The 17,372-nt window shown below is 59.9% G+C and carries 14 protein-coding genes and 1 pseudogene; 4 read left to right on the top strand and 11 right to left on the bottom strand.

Annotated features, from left to right (window positions below):
* Positions 1-144 precede the first annotated feature (144 nt).
* On the top strand, positions 145-1,881 hold the full coding sequence (gene dld / locus RTE01_RS05875; protein WP_141334788.1) for a D-lactate dehydrogenase: 1,737 nt from the start codon (positions 145-147) through the stop codon (positions 1,879-1,881).
* 160 nt (positions 1,882-2,041) lie between these two features.
* On the top strand, positions 2,042-2,596 hold the full coding sequence (locus RTE01_RS05870) for a GNAT family N-acetyltransferase (protein ID WP_041146457.1): 555 nt from the start codon (positions 2,042-2,044) through the stop codon (positions 2,594-2,596).
* A gap of 102 nt (positions 2,597-2,698) precedes the next feature.
* Here RTE01_RS05870 and pbpG read toward each other — a convergent pair whose 3' ends face one another.
* Together pbpG and RTE01_RS05855 are read right to left on the bottom strand one after the other, a co-directional pair.
* Positions 2,699-3,646, bottom strand: a complete 948-nt coding sequence (pbpG, locus tag RTE01_RS05865) for a D-alanyl-D-alanine endopeptidase (protein ID WP_041147702.1) — start codon at positions 3,644-3,646, stop codon at positions 2,699-2,701.
* Between the two features lie 175 nt (positions 3,647-3,821).
* Positions 3,822-4,409 carry a Yip1 family protein gene (locus RTE01_RS05855; RefSeq protein ID WP_041146458.1) on the bottom strand — a complete coding sequence of 196 codons (588 nt, stop codon included), beginning with the start codon at positions 4,407-4,409 and terminating at the stop codon, positions 3,822-3,824.
* Positions 4,410-4,648: 239 nt separating this feature from the next.
* On the opposite strand from RTE01_RS05855, the gene RTE01_RS05850 reads away from it, so the two are divergent.
* Positions 4,649-5,218, top strand: a complete 570-nt coding sequence (locus tag RTE01_RS05850; RefSeq protein ID WP_041146459.1) for a DedA family protein — start codon at positions 4,649-4,651, stop codon at positions 5,216-5,218.
* Between the two features lie 43 nt (positions 5,219-5,261).
* Here RTE01_RS05850 and mdtQ read toward each other — a convergent pair whose 3' ends face one another.
* Positions 5,262-6,701: a multidrug resistance outer membrane protein MdtQ gene (gene mdtQ / locus RTE01_RS05845; RefSeq protein WP_076945724.1), complete on the bottom strand. Its 1,440-nt coding sequence runs from the start codon at positions 6,699-6,701 to the stop codon at positions 5,262-5,264.
* Positions 6,702-6,826: 125 nt separating this feature from the next.
* On the opposite strand from mdtQ, the gene RTE01_RS05840 reads away from it, so the two are divergent.
* A complete protein-coding gene (locus tag RTE01_RS05840; RefSeq protein ID WP_141334786.1) occupies positions 6,827-7,561 on the top strand; it encodes a class I SAM-dependent methyltransferase in 735 nt (244 codons plus the stop codon).
* 48 nt (positions 7,562-7,609) lie between these two features.
* Here RTE01_RS05840 and RTE01_RS05835 read toward each other — a convergent pair whose 3' ends face one another.
* The 8 genes and pseudogenes from RTE01_RS05835 to RTE01_RS05800 all read right to left on the bottom strand — a co-directional run bounded on the left by RTE01_RS05835 (position 7,610) and on the right by RTE01_RS05800 (position 17,356).
* On the bottom strand, positions 7,610-9,004 hold the full coding sequence (locus RTE01_RS05835; RefSeq protein ID WP_076945726.1) for a glycoside hydrolase family 1 protein: 1,395 nt from the start codon (positions 9,002-9,004) through the stop codon (positions 7,610-7,612).
* A gap of 15 nt (positions 9,005-9,019) precedes the next feature.
* Positions 9,020-10,992, bottom strand: a pseudogene (gene bglF / locus RTE01_RS05830) (PTS beta-glucoside transporter subunit IIABC).
* Positions 10,993-11,024: 32 nt separating this feature from the next.
* Positions 11,025-11,858, bottom strand: a complete 834-nt coding sequence (bglG, locus tag RTE01_RS05825) for a transcriptional antiterminator BglG (protein ID WP_041146464.1) — start codon at positions 11,856-11,858, stop codon at positions 11,025-11,027.
* A gap of 177 nt (positions 11,859-12,035) precedes the next feature.
* Positions 12,036-13,400 (bottom strand): carbohydrate porin, encoded by a 1,365-nt coding sequence (locus RTE01_RS05820; RefSeq protein ID WP_141334784.1) that lies wholly within the window; start codon positions 13,398-13,400, stop codon positions 12,036-12,038.
* 357 nt (positions 13,401-13,757) lie between these two features.
* Positions 13,758-14,690 carry a tRNA dihydrouridine(16) synthase DusC gene (gene dusC / locus RTE01_RS05815; RefSeq protein WP_045856435.1) on the bottom strand — a complete coding sequence of 311 codons (933 nt, stop codon included), beginning with the start codon at positions 14,688-14,690 and terminating at the stop codon, positions 13,758-13,760.
* 109 nt (positions 14,691-14,799) lie between these two features.
* Positions 14,800-15,993 carry a 3-hydroxybenzoate 6-monooxygenase gene (locus RTE01_RS05810; protein ID WP_115192233.1) on the bottom strand — a complete coding sequence of 398 codons (1,194 nt, stop codon included), beginning with the start codon at positions 15,991-15,993 and terminating at the stop codon, positions 14,800-14,802.
* 11 nt (positions 15,994-16,004) lie between these two features.
* Entirely contained in the window at positions 16,005-16,649 is a 645-nt protein-coding gene (maiA, locus tag RTE01_RS05805) for a maleylacetoacetate isomerase (RefSeq protein WP_115192232.1), read from the bottom strand.
* A gap of 8 nt (positions 16,650-16,657) precedes the next feature.
* Positions 16,658-17,356: a fumarylacetoacetate hydrolase family protein gene (locus tag RTE01_RS05800; RefSeq protein ID WP_134527075.1), complete on the bottom strand. Its 699-nt coding sequence runs from the start codon at positions 17,354-17,356 to the stop codon at positions 16,658-16,660.
* Between the last annotated feature and the right edge of the window lie 16 nt (positions 17,357-17,372).

Genomic DNA, 17,372 nt, shown 5'->3' with positions numbered 1-17,372 from the left:
ACCGCAGTTTGCCATAAACATAGGCGAGACGCCTGTAGAAAGCTCGGCTTCTGCTCTGATTTTTCGCAACATTCTTGCACCAAATTGTCATACAAAGCGCTATTCTTAGTGCAGAATTTTTTGTCCCACCACAAGGAGTGGATCATGTCATCTGCAGCAACACCCCAAAACAACGCATTTCTGACAGAGCTGGCGCGACTGGTTGGCTCCTCGCATCTGCTCACCGATCCGGCCAAAACCCAGCGCTATCGCAAAGGGTTCCGCTCCGGCCACGGCGACGCGCTGGCCGTGGTTTTTCCGGGAACGCTGCTGGAACTCTGGCGGGTGCTGAGCGCCTGCGTGGAGGCCGATAAAATTATTCTCATGCAGGCGGCGAATACCGGCCTCACCGAAGGCTCCACCCCCAGCGGCAACGATTACGATCGCGAGATCGTGATTATCAGCACCCTGCGCCTCGACAAGCTGCATCTGCTGGGTAAAGGCGAGCAGGTGCTGGCCTTCCCTGGCACCACGCTCTATTCGCTGGAGAAGGCGCTGAAGCCGTTTGGCCGCGAGCCGCACTCGGTGATTGGCTCCTCCTGCATCGGCGCATCGGTTATCGGCGGTATCTGCAATAACTCTGGCGGCTCGCTGGTTCAGCGCGGCCCGGCCTATACCGAGATGTCGCTGTTTGCGCAGATTGATGAGAGCGGCAGGCTGCGCCTGGTTAACCACCTGGGCATCGATCTCGGCACCACGCCGGAGCAGATCCTCAGCCGTCTCGACGACGATCGCATTAAGGATGAAGACGTCCTGCACGACGGCCGCCACGCCCACGATCATGATTACGTCACCCGCGTGCGCGACGTGACCGCCGACACGCCGGCGCGCTACAACGCCGACCCCGACCGCCTGTTTGAGTCTTCGGGCTGCGCCGGCAAGCTGGCGGTATTTGCCGCCCGTCTCGACACCTTCCCGGCAGAAAAGCGCCAGCAGGTGTTTTATATCGGCAGTAACAGGCCTGAAGTGCTGACCGAAATCCGCCGCCATATTCTTGCTGAATTTAACAACCTGCCGGTGGCGGGAGAGTATATGCATCGCGATATCTACGATATCGCCGAGCGCTACGGCAAGGACACCTTCCTGATGATCGACAAGCTCGGCACCGACAAAATGCCGTTCTTCTTCACCATGAAGGGCCGCACCGACGCGATGCTGGAGAAAGTGCCGCTGTTTAAGCCGCATTTCACCGACCGCTTTATGCAAAAAATCGGTCACGTTTTCCCGGCGCACCTGCCGGAGCGAATGAAAACCTGGCGCGATAAATATGAGCACCACCTGCTGCTGAAGATGGCGGGCGACGGCGTCGAGGAAGCCCAGGCGTGGCTGACGGAGTACTTTAAAGAGGCCGAGGGCGATTTCTTCGTCTGCACGGCGGAGGAAGGCAGCAAGGCGTTCCTGCACCGCTTCGCCGCGGCGGGTGCCGCCATCCGCTACCAGGCCGTTCACGCCGACGAGGTGGAGGATATTCTGGCGCTGGATATCGCCTTGCGCCGCAACGACACCGAGTGGTTTGAGCATTTGCCGGCCGAAATCGACAACCAGCTGGTCTATAAGCTCTATTACGGCCACTTTATGTGCCACGTCTTCCACCAGGACTACATCGTTAAGAAAGGCGTGGATGCCCACGCGCTGAAGGAGAAAATGCTGGAGCTGCTAAAAGCGCGCGGCGCGCAGTATCCCGCCGAGCACAACGTCGGGCATCTTTACGAAGCGCCGGAGAGCTTAAAGCAGTTCTACCGCCAGAACGACCCGACCAACAGCATGAACCCGGGGATCGGCAAAACCAGCAAGCAAAAATACTGGGGCGAGCGCCAGGAGAGCGACGGCAGCGCCTCGTAGGCGCAGAGGCTAACCGCGAACGTCTTCGGCCTGACTTCGCCCGCGGGCAAGCAGGCCGAAGAACGATCCCTGCCGGGGCTATTCATCTACCGGGGTTATGTATTACGCTGCATGCCGAAGAAAACGCGTCCCCGGTAAACCTGGCTTAAGGAGCCCCACCATGTCCGAAGCGGATATGTTACACAGCGCTGAATTAGAAATCCGCGAAGCCCTGCCCGATGATGCTCACGCCATCGCCGCGCTGTACGTCTGGCACGTCCTCAACGGGCGCGCCTCCTTTGAAGATATTCCCCCCACCGTCGACGAAATGCGCAAGCGGATTAAAACCGTACGCGACAACGGCCTTCCGTGGCTGGTGGCGCTGTGGCGTGGGTCCATCGTCGGCTACTGCTACGCCACCTTTTACCGCCCTCGCCCGGCCTATCGCTACACCCTTGAAGAGTCGATTTACGTCGAATCAGGCATGGGCGGACGCGGCATCGGCAGCGCCCTGCTGTCGCAGCTCATCGCGAAGTGCGAGCAGGGGCCGTGGCGGCAGATGCTGGCGATCATCGGCGACGGGCACAATAACGCCGGCTCGCTGGCGATCCACAAGAAATTTGGCTTTAGCGTGGCGGGACAGCTGCGCAGCGTGGGCTACAAGATGGGCGACTGGCGGGATACGCTGATTATGCAGCGCCGGCTTGGCGACGGCGACCTGACGATCCCGGAGTAGATTTGGGCGAGAACCCGCAGCGGCGTCGCCTGCGGGGAGAGCGCAAAAGCGCCGGGACGGGCAATCCCCGAGCCGGCGCTTTGGGCAAAGCCTGGCGTCCGATTAATCGTTCTGCGCGGTCTGCGCGCCGCCTTTCAGCATCGCATCCGCCATCTGCGCTTCACGCTGCTTTTTATAGCTCAGAGCGGAAGCCGGAACCGGCATCACCTTCCCGGTCTCAATCCACGTCCGCAGGCGGCTGGCGTCGGCAAAGTGCGTATATTTGCCAAACGCATCCATCACCACCAGCGCCACCGGGCGCTGATTAATCACCGTGCGCATGATCAGGCAGTGGCCTGCGGCGTTGGTAAAGCCGGTTTTGGTCAGCTGAATATTCCAGTTATCGCGATACACCAGGTGGTTGGTGTTGCGGAACGGCAGCGTGTAGGCCGGCTGGGCGAACGTGGCCATATCCTCTTTGGTGGTGCTCAGCTGGCCGATCAGCGGATACTGCTCGGTAGCAATCAGCAGTTTGGTCAGATCGCGCGCGGTGGAGACGTTGTGAATCGACAGGCCGGTCGGTTCAACGTAGCGGGTATGGGTCATGCCCAGCGCCTGCGCCTTGGCGTTCATCGCGCGAATAAAGGCGTCATAGCCGCCGGGGTAATGGTGAGCGAGGCTCGCGGCGGCGCGGTTTTCTGAAGACATCAGCGCCAGCAGCAGCATGTTGCGGCGGCTGATTTGGCTGTTCAGGCGCACGCGCGAATAGATCCCCTTCATTTCCGGGGTATGGCTGATGTCCACGCTCAGCATCTCATCCAGCGGCAGATGGGCATCAAGAACCACCATGGCGGTCATCACTTTGGTGATGGAGGCCATCGGGCGAACCAGATCCGGCTGGCTCTGGTAGACAATTTTTTTACTCGCAAGATCGACAATCATCGCGCTACCGGAAGCGATATCCGGCTGCATGGCGTGAAGGGTCGCGGGGGTTTTTGCTATCGCCTGGGGCGCAAAAGGAACAGCCAGCAGCAAAGTCAGGCTGAGCAAAGAAACTCGAAATTTCGGCATGGTGAGCATTCTGAAAAGTATTTTTGCACGTTTGTACGTACGCTGCGGCGCTGAAGCAAAAACGACGCTGGCGGGAGCAATCATACCGCGCCACGGCCGCGCCTGGCTAATAAGAATAGTGAGCAAATGCTGCATTGCCAGCATAAAAATCCATTTATGCTGGCAATGTATGTTGTTAGAACAGCCGGTATCCGTAGCCCCACAGGATAACGGTTATCGCCAGCAGCACTTCCAGCACCAGCACCCCGATTGCGAGGGTGGAGCTGGCAAAGCTTAGCCCCTCTTCACGATTGATACTCAGGAAGGTTGGGATCCCGAGATAGAGCAAGTAGCCGGTGTAAAATAGCGCCACCGTGCCGACAAACGCGCACAGCCACACCAGCGGATAGAGCGCCACGATCCCGCTTAAAAACAGCGGCGTCGCGACGTAGCCTGCAAACACCATGCAGCGTTTTAGCGAGGGCCGCTGCGGATAGCTTCTCGCCATCCACCAGATGACCCGCCCCATCACCGCCACCCCGGCGAGCATCACGGCATAAAACAGCACCGCGAGCGCCAGCCCGGTAAACAGCGACGGTTTTATCACGGTGCCATCGCCGAAGTTCCAGCCCAGCTGCGTGGTGCCAATAAACGCGCAGATAACCGGAACCGCCGCCATGACCAGCACGTGGTGCGTGTAGTGATGCGAAATCGTTTCGTTTTCGCTCTTGATAACGCTCATCTCTTGATTCGGATGAGAGAAGAGTCCCCAGACATGGTTCATATCGTCCCCCTTGTCACGGCTTCGTACAGCAGTGATACAAGTATAATTCACCCTGAGAGATTATTTTGTGTACAGCGATAAAAAGGCACTTAACCTCATTTTAAGCGCCAGGGTGTATGCTTAGGCTTTAGGGTCAAAACGTCACGTCATTCAGGACGGGTAAGACTGGCAGTCGGGCCGGGCACAGGCCGCGCGCCGGCGCTACCGGAACGATGCCGCGAGGAGGGAGAATTTTTTGTATGGATATCAATAACCTGATTTCCCATTATGGCTACGCTGCGCTGGTCATCGGCAGCATAGCGGAAGGCGAAACGATCACCCTCCTTGGCGGAGTGGCGGCGCATCAGGGCTTATTGAAGTTTCCGCTGGTGGTCATTTCCGTGGCGCTCGGCGGGATGATTGGCGATCAGCTGCTGTACCTGCTCGGCAGGCGCTTTGGCGGCCGGCTGCTGCGACGCTTTTCCCGCCAACAGGCGCGGATCCGTAAGGCGCAGCGCATGATCCAGCGCCGCCCCTATCTGTTCGTCATCGGGACGCGCTTTATGTACGGCTTTCGCATCATCGGCCCGCTGTTGATCGGCGCCAGCCGCCTGCCGCCGAAGGTCTTTATGCCGCTCAATATCCTCGGGGCGATCGTCTGGGCGCTGCTGTTCACCACCCTCGGCTACCTGGGGGGAGAAGCCATTGGCCCGTGGCTGCATCATCTTGATGGTCATCTCAAGCACGCAGTCTGGCTGATCCTTGCGGTTGTGCTGGTGCTCGCCGCGCACTGGTGGCTGAAGCGCCGCGAGGCGCAAAGGAAAGAGTAGACGGGCGCCCCGGCCGGCGTCTTCGCCGCCGGGGAAAAGGGGATTACTTCGCGGCCTGGCGGTAGCCGCCGCCCAGCGCAGAGGTCAGCTGAATGTTGGCGTCCAGCCACTGACCGTGCAGGCGCAGCGCGGAAATCCGCTCTTCGAGCGCCGGCAGCTTCGCCATACTCACTTTCGAACCCGGCAGGATCCCGGCGTTCATCCGCGCCTGCGCCAGATCCACCATCCGCCGGGCGTCTTTTTCGACCTGCTGCTGCTGCTGATTTTTCTCCATCAGGGTCTCTACCTGGCTCGCCGCCTTCGCTACCTGATTCACCGCGTCAACGACCGCTTTGTTATACTTTGCCACCGACAGATTGTTCTGCGCGCTGACGATATCCAGGTTGGCGTTCAGGCGGCCGCTATCAAAAATAGGCAGCGTCAGGCCCGCTGACAGCCCCATCTGCTGCGCCGAGTGGCGGAACAGATCGCTTAAGTGCAGGGCATCCTGCTGCAGGAAGCCCATCAGGTTAATATCCGGATAGAACGCCGCTTTCGCCGCATCCACCTCGCTTAAAGAGGCTTCGATATACCAGTGCGCCTCCTGCAGATCCGGGCGGCGCGCCAGCAGCTCGTAGCCCAGTTCGGTTGGCATCTGCGTGCTGACGGCAGGCAGAGGCGCCGGACGGAGGTTCAGCGCCCGGCTCTGGCTGTTGGTTAAGGCCATCAGACGCGCCTCAATCTCCTTCATGCTGCCGGTGACATCGGCCAGATGCTGATCGGTTTTGCTGACGTTGATATCGTTCTCCGCCCCCTCAACCGAGTTGGTGATCCCACGCTGGTACAGCGCGCGATCGACGCTGACGATATTGTTCTGCTCATCCTTCAGCTGCTGCAGCACGTTTTTCACCGCCGCCTCGGTCTGCCACTGCCAGTAGAGGCGTGCCACGCTGCTGGCCAGCAGCTCCCGGGTTTGCGCCTGCTCGGCTATCTGTGCCTTCACTTCACCTATGCGGGCCTTCACCAGCGCGCGATTTTTCCCCCACAGATCCAGATCCCAGCCCGCCGTCAGGCCGAAGGTGCCGTTGGTGTACCACGGCCCGGTGTTGCCATCGGTATCGGTCGCGAAAGGCCCCATCAGCCCCTCTGAGGACATTTTCTGCCGCTCAACGTTGGCGGAAAAGTCCATCTCCGGGCCAAGGTTGGCCTGCGACATCCGCGCCTGGGCTTCCGCCAGCTTTATCCGCTGGTCGGCAATCTGCATATCCGGCGCGTTGGCTAAGGCGCGCTGAATCAGGCTGTTCAGCTGCGGATCGCGGTACTCTTGCCACCAGCTGTCGTGCGGCCAGCCGTTTTTCACGCTGGCAGGCAGCTCCGTTGCCACATGGGAGGCAGGTGTCTGCTGCTGCGGCGCAGTGCCGGTATCGTGTGACGGCGCGCAGCCGGCCAGCGCAATGACCAGGGGCAGCCCGGCGATAACGCGTTTGCTCAGATTCAGGTTCATGAGATAGGTCAGATTACTTAATAAGGTCGGGTATAATAAATTAATTGCCTTCGCGCCGTTAAGTAAAGCGTGTGGCTAGCCAAATCATATGGTTAAAAATAAATAAATGAATTCACGGAGTGAACATGAGCCAGAATATTTACGATGATCCGAGCTTTTTCGCCGGCTACGCGACCCTCGACCGTTCGGTGAAGGGCCTTGACGGCGCGCCGGAGTGGCCCGCCATTCAGCAGATGCTGCCGCCGCTATCCGGCCTGCGGGTGGTTGATCTCGGCTGCGGCTACGGCTGGTTCTGCCGCTGGGCTCGCGACCAGGGCGCGGCACAGGTGAGCGGGCTGGATATCTCCAGCCGCATGCTCGAACGCGCGCGCGAAATGAGCGAGGGTCAGGATATTGACTACCGCTGCGCCGATCTGCAAACCCTGACGCTGCCCGCCAACGGCTGCGAGCTGGTCTACAGCTCGCTGGCCCTGCACTATCTGCCGGACGTGGCCCCGCTGTTCGCCACCGTTTATCAGGCGTTGACCCCGGGGGGCACGCTGCTCTTTTCCGCCGAACATCCGGTCTACACCGCGCCGCTGCGTCAGGGCTGGCAGGAAGATGCCGAGGGGCAGAAAAGCTGGCCGGTCAGCCACTATCAGCAGGAGGGTGAGCGCATCAGCAACTGGTTTGCCGATGGGGTAAAAAAACAGCACCGTAAGCTCGCCAGCTGGATAAACCTGCTGGTTGCCGCTGGCTTCGTGATTGAATATCTTGATGAGTGGGGCCCGACGGCGGCGCAAATTGCCGCCCAGCCGGGCCTCGATGAAGAAAAAGAGCGGCCGATGATCTTTTTACTGCGCGCGCGTAAGCCGGCGTAAGCCGGCGTAACCGGCTGGCGGCCCGGAACCTGCGGGCCGCCGAGCGGCTTACTCTTTCAGGCTGGCGCCGTTGCTGGCAATAACCTCTTTATACCAGCTAAAGCTCTTCTTCCTGCTGCGCGCCAGCGTACCTTTACCCTCGTCGTCACGATCGACGTAAATAAAACCGTAGCGCTTGGAGAGCTCGGCCTTCGAGGCGCTCACCAGGTCGATGGGCCCCCAGCTGGTATAGCCCATCAGCTCAACGCCGTCGTCGATAGCCTCCCGCACCTGCAGCAGATGATCGTTCAGGTAGGCGATGCGGTAGTCATCATTGATGCTGCCGTCCGCTTCGACCTTGTCCTTCGCGCCGAGGCCGTTTTCAACGATAAACAGCGGCTTTTGATAGCGATCCCACAGGACGTTAAGCAGCGTGCGCAGGCCCAGCGGGTCGATTTGCCAGCCCCACTCCGAGCTCGCAAGGTGCGGGTTGGGCACCATGCTGAGAATGTTGCCGCGCGCTTTTTTATTCAGCTCTTCGTCGGCGGTCACGCAGCCGGTCATATAGTAGCTAAAGGAGATAAAATCGACGGTCTCCTTCAGCGCCGCGCGGTCGGCGTCGGTTATCTCAAGGCTGATACCCTGCTCGCGGAAATAGCGCAGCATATAGCCCGGATAGGCGCCGCGGCACTGCACGTCGCCGAAGAACTGCCAGCTGCGGTTCTGCTGCAGGGTCTCAAAGATATCCTCAGGACGGCAGCTGAGCGGATACATCAGGCCGCCGAGCAGCATATTGCCGATTTTCCCGTCTTCGACTATCTCGTGGCAGGCCTTAACCGCCAGCGCGCTTGCCACCAGCTGATGATGTATCGCCTGGTAGACCGCCGCCTTGCTGCTGCCCTCCGGCAGGCCGACGCCGGTCATCGGCGCATGCAGGGACATGTTGATTTCGTTAAAGGTGAGCCACAGCTTGACCTTATGCTGATAGCGGGCAAACACCGTGCGCGCATAGCGCTCAAAGAAGCCGATGACCTCCCGCCCGCCCCAGCCGCCGTAGTTTTTTACCAGCGCCCACGGCATTTCGTAATGCGACAGCGTCACCAGCGGGGTGATGTTGTGCTGCGCCAGCTCATCAAACAGCCGGTCATAGAAGGCCAGCCCGGCTTCGTTCGCTTCGCTATCGTCGCCGTTGGGGAAAATGCGCGTCCAGGCAATCGACACCCGCAGGCAGTTAAAGCCCATCTCCGCGAACAGGCTGATATCTTCCGGATAGCGGTGGTAGAAGTCGATGGCGATATCCTTGATGCCGCTGTCGCCGGCCACGCGCTCAACCACGTCGCCAAATACGCCGTGCGGCTGAACGTCTGACGTCGACAGCCCCTTCCCGTCGTCCAGATACGCCCCTTCCACCTGGTTTGCCGCGGTCGCGCCGCCCCATAAAAACGTTTTTGGGAATGTCTTCATCTCTCTCTCCTGTAATTAATGGCTGACGGACAGCAGCGGCTGGCCGGCGTCAACCACGCTGCCAGATACAATATCAACGCTGCGATAGCCGTCGCTGTTACTGATAATAATCGGGGTTGCCAGGTCATAGCCGGCATCCAGAATCGCCTGGCGATCGAACTCCAGCAGCAGGTCACCGGCCTGCACCCTGTCCCCTTCCTTCACGTGGGCGGTAAAGGGCTCGCCGTTGAGCTTAACGGTGTCGATACCGACATGGATCAGCAGCTCAATGCCGCTGTCGCTGAGCAGGCCAATCGCGTGTTTGGTCTGGAATAAGGAGGCCACTTCGCCAGAGAACGGGGCGATAACCTTGCCGATGGCGGGAATAATCGCCACGCCCTGCCCCAGCAGGCCGCTGGCGAAGGTGCCGTCGGGAACCTGATCGAGCGCCAGGACGCTGCCGGACATCGGGGCCAGAATATCGTTTTCGCCTGCCGGAGCGGTGACGACGGCGGCCTCCCCGGCGCTGCTCTTCGGCATCCCGGCGACAAAGGTCAGCACGCAGGAGATAACCAGCGCGGCAACGATACCGATCGCACCGCCCCACAGGGTGGCATCAATGCCCTGCGGCGGGATCATCTGCGCAAGGGTGAAAATGTTGGCAAAGCCGAAGGAGTAAACGTGGCTGTTGCTAAAACCGACAATCGCCCCGCCGATCGCCCCGGCCACGCAGCCGAAGATAAACGGCCGACGCAGCGGCAGGTTCAGGCCGTAGATAGCCGGTTCGGTGACGCCAAAAATCCCGGCAGAGATAGCCGACCCGGCCAGCACCTTCTGCCGCGCGTCGCGGCTGCGCAGGAAAATCCCCAGCGCGGCCCCCACCTGCCCCATCACCGCCGGCAGCAGCATCGGCAGCATCGAATCCTGACCCAGTACCGCCAGGTTATTAATCATCAGCGGCACCAGCCCCCAGTGGAGACCAAAGATCACGCACACCTGCCACAGGGCGCCCATTGCGGCCCCTGCCAGCCACGGCGCAACCGCGTAGATAATCTGGTAACCGTGGGCCAGCAGCTGGCTCAGCCAGGTTGCAACCGGGCCGATAGCCAGGAAGGTCAGCGGCACCACCACCGCCAGGCAAATGGCCGGGGTGAAGAAGTTTTTCATCGCTGGCGGCAGCACCGCGTTGCTGCGCCGCTCCAGCCAGCAGCTGGCCCACGAGGCGAGAATGATCGGGATAACCGACGAGCTATAGTTGATAAAGGTCACCGGGATGCCGAGGAAATGCGTCGCCCCGGCTCCCGACACCTGGCTGGCCTCAAAGGCCTGAATCATCAGCGGGTGGGTTAACGCCCCGCCGATAACCATGGTGATAAACGGATTGCCGCCAAACTTTTTGCCGGCGGTATAGCCTAAAAAGAGCGGGAAGAAGAAGAACAGCGCGTCGCTGGCAGCAAACCAGATCTGATACGTCGCCTGCTGCGGAGCCAGCCAGCCGCACACCACCGCCAGCGCCAGCATGCCCTTAAGGATCCCCGACGCCGCCAGGACGCCGATAAACGGGGTAAAGATGCCGGACACCACGTCGATAATCTGGCCGAGAACCGAGGTTTTTTCACCCGTTTCCGCCACCGGCTCGCTGTCGTCGGTCAGCCCGGCTTCGCTGCGCACCGCCTGCCAGACGTCGTGAACGTGGTTGCCGATCACCACCTGAAACTGGCCGCCGCTTTCGACCACCATAATGACGCCCGGATTCATCTTCAGCCCTTCCGCGTCCGCCTTTTTATTCTCTTTAAGCTTAAAGCGCAGCCGTGTAGCGCAGTGAACCAGACTCACAATATTCTCTTTGCCACCAACCCGGCTAAGAATATCCTGCGCGAGTGCTTTATATTCCATGCTGTTTTCCTTGACTTCAGCCGCCCACGGGCGGCCAGTGACTGAGTGTTAAAATAAAAAAAAACCCGAGAACAACGCCGGATGGCGTCGCGCTCAGGTTTTGCCTGCGTTATGCAGTAACAATCCAATTTTTGGTCGCTGGAGGCTAACGCCCCTCTTTTCTTACCCGTTCAATATGAATGGCAAGAAACATAATCTCTTCCGTCGTCAGCTGCCGCTGATAGCTTTTCTGCAGATGTCGAGCCACGGTTTCCGCACACTTCCACGCCCTGGGGTAGTTGTCCTTCACCGCGCTGTGCAGCGTCACGTCATCATCTTCCACCACCGTGCGGGTCAGCATCCGCTGGGCGAAAAACTTCAGGTGGGTGACAAAGCGCTGGTAGCTTAACGACTCTTCGTCATAGTTCAGCTGCAGCTGATACTTCACCAGCTGCAGAATTTCCTGCATCACCCGGGTGACGTGCATCACTTCCGGCATTTCGCTGTTGAGCTGGGCGGTGACCAGATGCAGGGCAATAAACCCGGCCTCGTCTTCGGCAAGCTCAACGCCGAGCCGCCGGGCAATAATCGCCCGCGCCTCCTGCCCCAGCTCAAACTCTTTCGGATACAGCCGTTTAATTTCCCACAGCAGGACGTTGCGGATGGTCACGCCGTTTTTCTGCCGCTCAATGGCGAAGTGGCAGTGGTCGGTCAGGGTGATGTACAAACTCTCCTGCAGTTTGCCCAGCCGCCCGCGCGCCAGCTCAATAATTCGGTCGCAGGTGGTCATCACTTCCAGCGGTATCTGGCTGAGTAACTCCCCCAGACGGCCAACCAGCTCATCGCTCTGCAGCGCGAAGACCTTTTCAATTTTACTTTCGTCCAGCGAGTCGCCGACGCGTTTCTGAAAGGCAAGCCCTCGCCCCATTACGACCTGCTCGCGCTGCTGCTCGTCGAGAATAACCACCACATTGTTATTAAGAACTTTGGCGATTTGCATATGAACCCCGGAAACAAAAAAACCTGACCCCCGACAAATGCCAGGAAATCAGGTTTTGCCTGCCTAAGCAGTAGCAATCCAACTCCAGCACTGTAGCAACTTCTTTCTTTGTCTCAACTACCCAGGCAAAAAAACGTGATACAGATCGCGGCTAACAGCGTATCGCCGCGGCGTTTTTTAGAAAGTGACCACCGTCTTCCACTCCACAACCCACGCATCCTGGGTCTCGGCGATGCCGCCGGGACGGTGCCAGTACTGCAGGCCTGGCTGCAGCTCAAGCCAGGAAATCGGGCGGAAGCGATAGTAGAGTTCGGCGTTCAGCGAATGCCCGGCCACCGGCTGATAGCTGGCATCGTAGTCGTTCGTGGCCCCGCTGATTTGGTTCATATAGCGCTGATTGCGGGCGTAGCTGTCGCTCATATCCATCCAGGTCAGGCCAAAGCCGATCCAGTCCGCCGGTCGGGCGTCAAACAGGCCGCGATAGCGCATCGAGGCGGCCACGGCGGTATGGATATAGTTGCTGCGCTGGTCGCTGTAGCTGCCGCTCAGCGACAGGCTCATGCCGCGCTCAGGATCGTCGGCGTGCCGGGTGACCTGCTGGTTGAGCCCGCCGTACAGGAACCAGGTCCGGTTATGCTGAGCATAGCCGTCGGGGTCCGTCGCGCCGGGGCCGCCGGATTTGCCGTAATAGAGATCGCTCTGCGGCGCGTTGGTGAACAGCACGCCGAGGTTATAGGCGCCAGGCAGGTCGTTAATCATCGGACGAGCCTCAATTTCCAGCGGCAGCAGCACGCCTTTACTGCCCTTCGTCGACCAGCTCCACGCGTGGCTGCGGGAAGCGGCCTGCGGGTTCTGCTCCATCACCCCGCCCTTCAGGGTGAGCATCGGCATCAGCTTATATTCGAAGGTGGTCCCCCAGGTATGCACGTTCCAGTTATTCCACGTCAGCGAGTTGGCGGATTTACCGCCGCACTGCGAGAGCAGCTGGAAGTCGCAGGGAATGATCTGATCGAACGTCTGCACTTTGTTCATCATGCCGATTCGCCAGGTCAGGCGCCGGTCGTCAAAGCTGCGGGCGAAGGTGAGCCAGCCGAGGCGGGTGATGGACTGCCCGCCCCAGCTCTCCTGGGAGAGATCGTTAAAGTTAACCCGCGGATCCTGCAGCCGCCTGGTGGTCAGATTGTCGTCGTGATTACGGTTGACGATATTCCCTTCGATGCGCGCATCGGGGATCCCGGTCCAGCGCTCAAGATCCTGGTTAAAGGTCAGCGCCAGCTGGTCGATATAGGCCAGATGCTTATCATGGTTATAGCCGCCGCCGGCGTTATAGCCCATTTCATTGAGATAGCCGAGGTTATAATTAAATCCCAGATCGGTAAGTATTGGGCGAATGCCTGCCATATCACCCAGCAGCCCTTTTTGCGGGTTTTCAAAACCTAATACGCTACCGTTCCACGCCGGCGTTTCGGCAGCCAACGCCGCCGGCGTCAATAGTGAAAATGCCAGCAGAGAGAACAGGCGATTTATTTTTTTGTCGTTCATAGATATATCCAACCTGACTGAGTAAAGGTAATAGCTGTCCGCAGGCAATAAAGTTGCCCGTTTTTATTTTATTTTTTTATTTTTGGAGAAAAGGGCGTTGTCGGTCATTAAACCGCTTAGCCGCATCGCACCTTTATTTACAACTCATTGTTTTATTTAATAACTAAAATCTCCATAAATTGAAGGCAAAAAAAAACCTAAGCACTCCCCACCACGACTGGCGGAAGTGCTTAGGTTTTGCCTGTAATCAGTAGCAACCCTGAATATTAGAACGGCACAATATCACTCCCTTAATGAAATTCCCATCAACAGGAACTTCCTAAGTAATAATCTGTGAGCCAATTAACACTCCTGAGATTAATAACGGGCGATAGCCGCGGCAATTTCGGCAGAGGTTTTTAGGGTACGGATCTCATTAAATACCCCCAGCGCTTCGGTATATTCTTTACGTAAATAGCTGAGCCACTGCTTGATGCGGGCCACGTGATAGAGGCCGGTATCGCCCTGCTTTTCCAGACGGGTATATTTTTGCAGCAGCAGCACGACCTGCGGCCACGGCATGCGCGGTTCGTTATATTTTATCACCCGGCTTAAGTTCGGCACGTTCAGCGCTCCCCGACCGATCATCACCGAGTCGCAGCCGGTGGCCGCCAGGCACGCCTGCGCGCTCTGCCAGTCCCAGATTTCGCCGTTGGCCACCACCGGGATCGTCAGACGGCGGCGGATCTCGCCGATCGCCTGCCAGTTGATGCTCTCCGCCCTGTAGCCCTCTTCTTTGGTGCGTCCGTGAACCACCAGCTCGCTGGCGCCCGCCTGCTGTACGGCGTCGGCAATTTCAAACCGCCGCTCGCCGCTGTCCCAGCCGAGGCGCACTTTTACCGTCACCGGCAGGTGGTCTGGGACCGCTTCACGCATGGCCTTCGCGCCGCGATAAATCAGCTCCGGATCCTTCAGCAGCGTCGCGCCACCGCCGCTGCCGTTAACCAGCTTAGACGGGCAGCCGCAGTTCAGGTCAACGCCCCACGAGCCGAGCTCCACCGCCCGGGCGGCGTTCTCCGCCAGCCACTGCGGATACTGCCCGAGCAGCTGCACGCGCACGCGGGTTCCGGAAGGCGTCCGGCTGTGGTGATGCAGCTCCGGGCAGAGTCGGTAGAACGATTTCGCCGGCAGCAGCTGGTCCACCACGCGCAAAAATTCGGTGATGCACAGATCGTAATCGTTGACTTCGGTCAGCAGCTCGCGCACCAGCGAATCGAGCACGCCTTCCATCGGCGCCAGTAATACCCGCATATTGTTATTCATTGCCCGGAAAAAAAGAGGCGCTATGTTAGCGCCTCTCCGTGCCGGTTGAAAGGGCTCCGTGCGGGTTTTCCCGCCGCCGGCGCCGCGGCAGCCTGCGCTAGCGCGGCTGCAGGCAGTTATCTTCCTTCCAGCCGTACAGCCACTCGATGCCGCGATAGAACTCGGCCTGAGTTTTGCCCTTCCACAGCAGGTTGCGCACCTGACGCTCCACGCCTGCGGCGTGGTAGATCCGCCCCATTTCACGAGTTGACCAGACGATGCGCGCGGTGCGCGGAATTCGCACCGATTCATACAGCGCGAACGCGCGGGCGGCATCGCCGTCGCAGTGCGCCAGCGCCTTGCCAAGGGTGACCGCATCTTCCAGCGCCATGCAGGCGCCCTGGGCCATATACTGCGCCACCGGATGGGCCGCGTCGCCGACCAGAGTGATACGGTCATTGCCCCACTTCTCGACCGGTTCACGATCGGCGGTGGACCAGCGCCGCCACGAGGTGGGTTTATCCAGCATCTGCCTCGGGCGCGGATGGATCCCCTGGAAGTAGGAGAGCACCTCCTCTTTGCTGCCGTCGCGTACGCCCCACTCCTCCTGCTGGCGGCTGTGGAACGTCACCACCAGGTTGTACTGCTTGCCGCCGCGCAGCGGATAGTGCACCAGATGGCAGTGCGGCCCGGCCCACAGCACCGGCGCGTTGATGCGCAAATCCTCCGGCATATCCGCCGCTTCCACCACCGCCCGGTACACCACGTGGCCGGTGACCCGCGGCGTGTCGTCCAGCAGGCTCCGGCGAACCACCGACTTCACGCCGTCGCAGCCGATCAGGATATCCGCGGTCCAGACGTTGCCGCGATCGTCATAGACCGTTACCTCGTCGGCGCTCTGGCGGATATCCACCACCTGGGTTGAGGTGCGGTACTCGACGTCGGGATGGGTTAACGCTGCTTCCCAGACGGTGGCGTGAATATCCGCCCGGTGGATAACCGCGTAGGGGCCGCCAAAATGGTCGCGGAAGGCCTGCCCGGTTTTAATCTGCACCACCTCTTCGCCGTTCACCGCATCCATCATGGTGATGTGATCGGTGAAGACGGCACGCTGGCGGGCAATTTCGCCCACGCCCAGGCTATCCAGCGCCGAAAAGGCGTTGGGGCCAAGCTGGATCCCGGCGCCAATTTCGCCGATCTCATGGGCCTTCTCCAGCAGCATCACCTTGATGCCCTGGCGCGCCAGGGAGAGCGCCGTCGCCGCGCCGCCAATTCCCCCGCCGACAATCGTTGCTCGCGTCACTTTCGCCATGCTCTGTCCCCCTAAGCCGGAATTTTGTCTTGTTGATTTTCCGGCGCGGCGGCGATAAACGCCGGAAGCCGGGTACAGGCGTCATAGACCGCCTGGCAGCGCGGATAGTGGCTCAGGTCGCAGCCCATGCGCTGAGCGTTGGCCCACTGCGGCACCAGGCAGCAGTCGGCCAGCGTCGGCGTCTCGCCGACGCAAAACGCGCCGGACCGGGCGTGGCGCAGCAGCTGCTCCACCGCGCTGAGCCCCTGCTGGACCCAGTGCGCATACCAGCGCTGCTTGTCCTCTTCGCTCACCTTCAGCTCATCGCTAAGGTAGCGCAAAACGCGCATGTTATTAATCGGATGAATATCGCAGGCGATGGCGTAGACGATCTCCAGCACCCGCATCCGCGCCGGATCCTGCTGGGGCAACAGCGGCGTCTGCGGATAGTGCCGGTCGAGCCAGTCGGCGATCGCCAGCGACTGGCCCAGGGATTCGCCCTCGTCGGTCATCAGCGCAGGCACCAGCCCGACCGGATTCAGCCGCCGATACTCGAGGGCGTTTTGCTGGCCGATACGAATATTGACGCCCACGCTCTGGTAGTCGATCCCCTTCAGCGCCAGGGCGATACGCACCCGGTATGAAGCGGAGCTATTGAAAAAACTGTACAGCTTCATCGCTCACCTCACGCCACGCGCACGGCGATGGGCGTCAGTCCATCCACGCCGCCGTTAATCACATCCCCTTTCACCACCGCGCCAACGCCTTCCGGGGTGCCGGTGAAAATCAGGTCGCCGGGCTGCAGCTCGAAGAAGCCGGAGAGGTAGCTGATGGTTTCGTTAACCGACCAGATCAGATGGCGAATATCGCTGCGCTGATGGTCTTCACCGTTTACCTGCAGCCAAATCGCCGCCTCATTAACCGCCACGCTATCCGCTCTGTGCAGCGGCGCAATCGGCGCGGAGAGATCGAACGCCTTGCCGATTTCCCACGGACGCCCCATCTGACGCATCTCCATCTGGCGGTCGCGGCGGGTCATATCGAGGCCGGTCGCGTAGCCCCAGATATAGTCGTGAGCCTGCTCCAGCGGAATATCGCTGCCGCGCTTGCCGATCGCCACCACCAGCTCGATTTCGTAGTGGTAGTTGTCCGTCTGCGCCGGATAGGGCAAATCGAGGGTTTCGCCTGCGGCTACCGCCACCACCGCATCGGCCGGTTTACAGAAGAAAAACGGCGGCTCGCGGTCCGGATCAAAGCCCATTTCACGGGCGTGAGCGGCATAGTTACGCCCCACGCAGTAGACGCGGCGCACGGGAAACTGCTCCTCGCTGCCGACAACGGGAACGGTAACCGGGGCCTGGGGAGCAAAAACGTATTGAGTCATGATCGAGTCCTTATTA

Source organism: Klebsiella terrigena (genome assembly GCF_006539725.1).
Taxonomy (GTDB): Bacteria; Pseudomonadota; Gammaproteobacteria; order Enterobacterales; family Enterobacteriaceae; genus Klebsiella; species Klebsiella terrigena.
Note: the sequence above shows the minus strand (reverse complement) of the source record. Positions and strands in the feature narration are given on the sequence as shown.

Coding starts and splice junctions, on each gene's coding strand:
- dld (WP_141334788.1), top strand. CDS start 145: ATGTCATCTGCAGCAACACCCCAAAACAACGCATTTCTGACAGAGCTG.
- RTE01_RS05870 (WP_041146457.1), top strand. CDS start 2,042: ATGTCCGAAGCGGATATGTTACACAGCGCTGAATTAGAAATCCGCGAA.
- pbpG (WP_041147702.1), bottom strand. CDS start 3,646: ATGCCGAAATTTCGAGTTTCTTTGCTCAGCCTGACTTTGCTGCTGGCT.
- RTE01_RS05855 (WP_041146458.1), bottom strand. CDS start 4,409: ATGAACCATGTCTGGGGACTCTTCTCTCATCCGAATCAAGAGATGAGC.
- RTE01_RS05850 (WP_041146459.1), top strand. CDS start 4,649: ATGGATATCAATAACCTGATTTCCCATTATGGCTACGCTGCGCTGGTC.
- mdtQ (WP_076945724.1), bottom strand. CDS start 6,701: ATGAACCTGAATCTGAGCAAACGCGTTATCGCCGGGCTGCCCCTGGTC.
- RTE01_RS05840 (WP_141334786.1), top strand. CDS start 6,827: ATGAGCCAGAATATTTACGATGATCCGAGCTTTTTCGCCGGCTACGCG.
- RTE01_RS05835 (WP_076945726.1), bottom strand. CDS start 9,004: ATGAAGACATTCCCAAAAACGTTTTTATGGGGCGGCGCGACCGCGGCA.
- bglG (WP_041146464.1), bottom strand. CDS start 11,858: ATGCAAATCGCCAAAGTTCTTAATAACAATGTGGTGGTTATTCTCGAC.
- RTE01_RS05820 (WP_141334784.1), bottom strand. CDS start 13,400: ATGAACGACAAAAAAATAAATCGCCTGTTCTCTCTGCTGGCATTTTCA.
- dusC (WP_045856435.1), bottom strand. CDS start 14,690: ATGCGGGTATTACTGGCGCCGATGGAAGGCGTGCTCGATTCGCTGGTG.
- RTE01_RS05810 (WP_115192233.1), bottom strand. CDS start 15,993: ATGGCGAAAGTGACGCGAGCAACGATTGTCGGCGGGGGAATTGGCGGC.
- maiA (WP_115192232.1), bottom strand. CDS start 16,649: ATGAAGCTGTACAGTTTTTTCAATAGCTCCGCTTCATACCGGGTGCGT.
- RTE01_RS05800 (WP_134527075.1), bottom strand. CDS start 17,356: ATGACTCAATACGTTTTTGCTCCCCAGGCCCCGGTTACCGTTCCCGTT.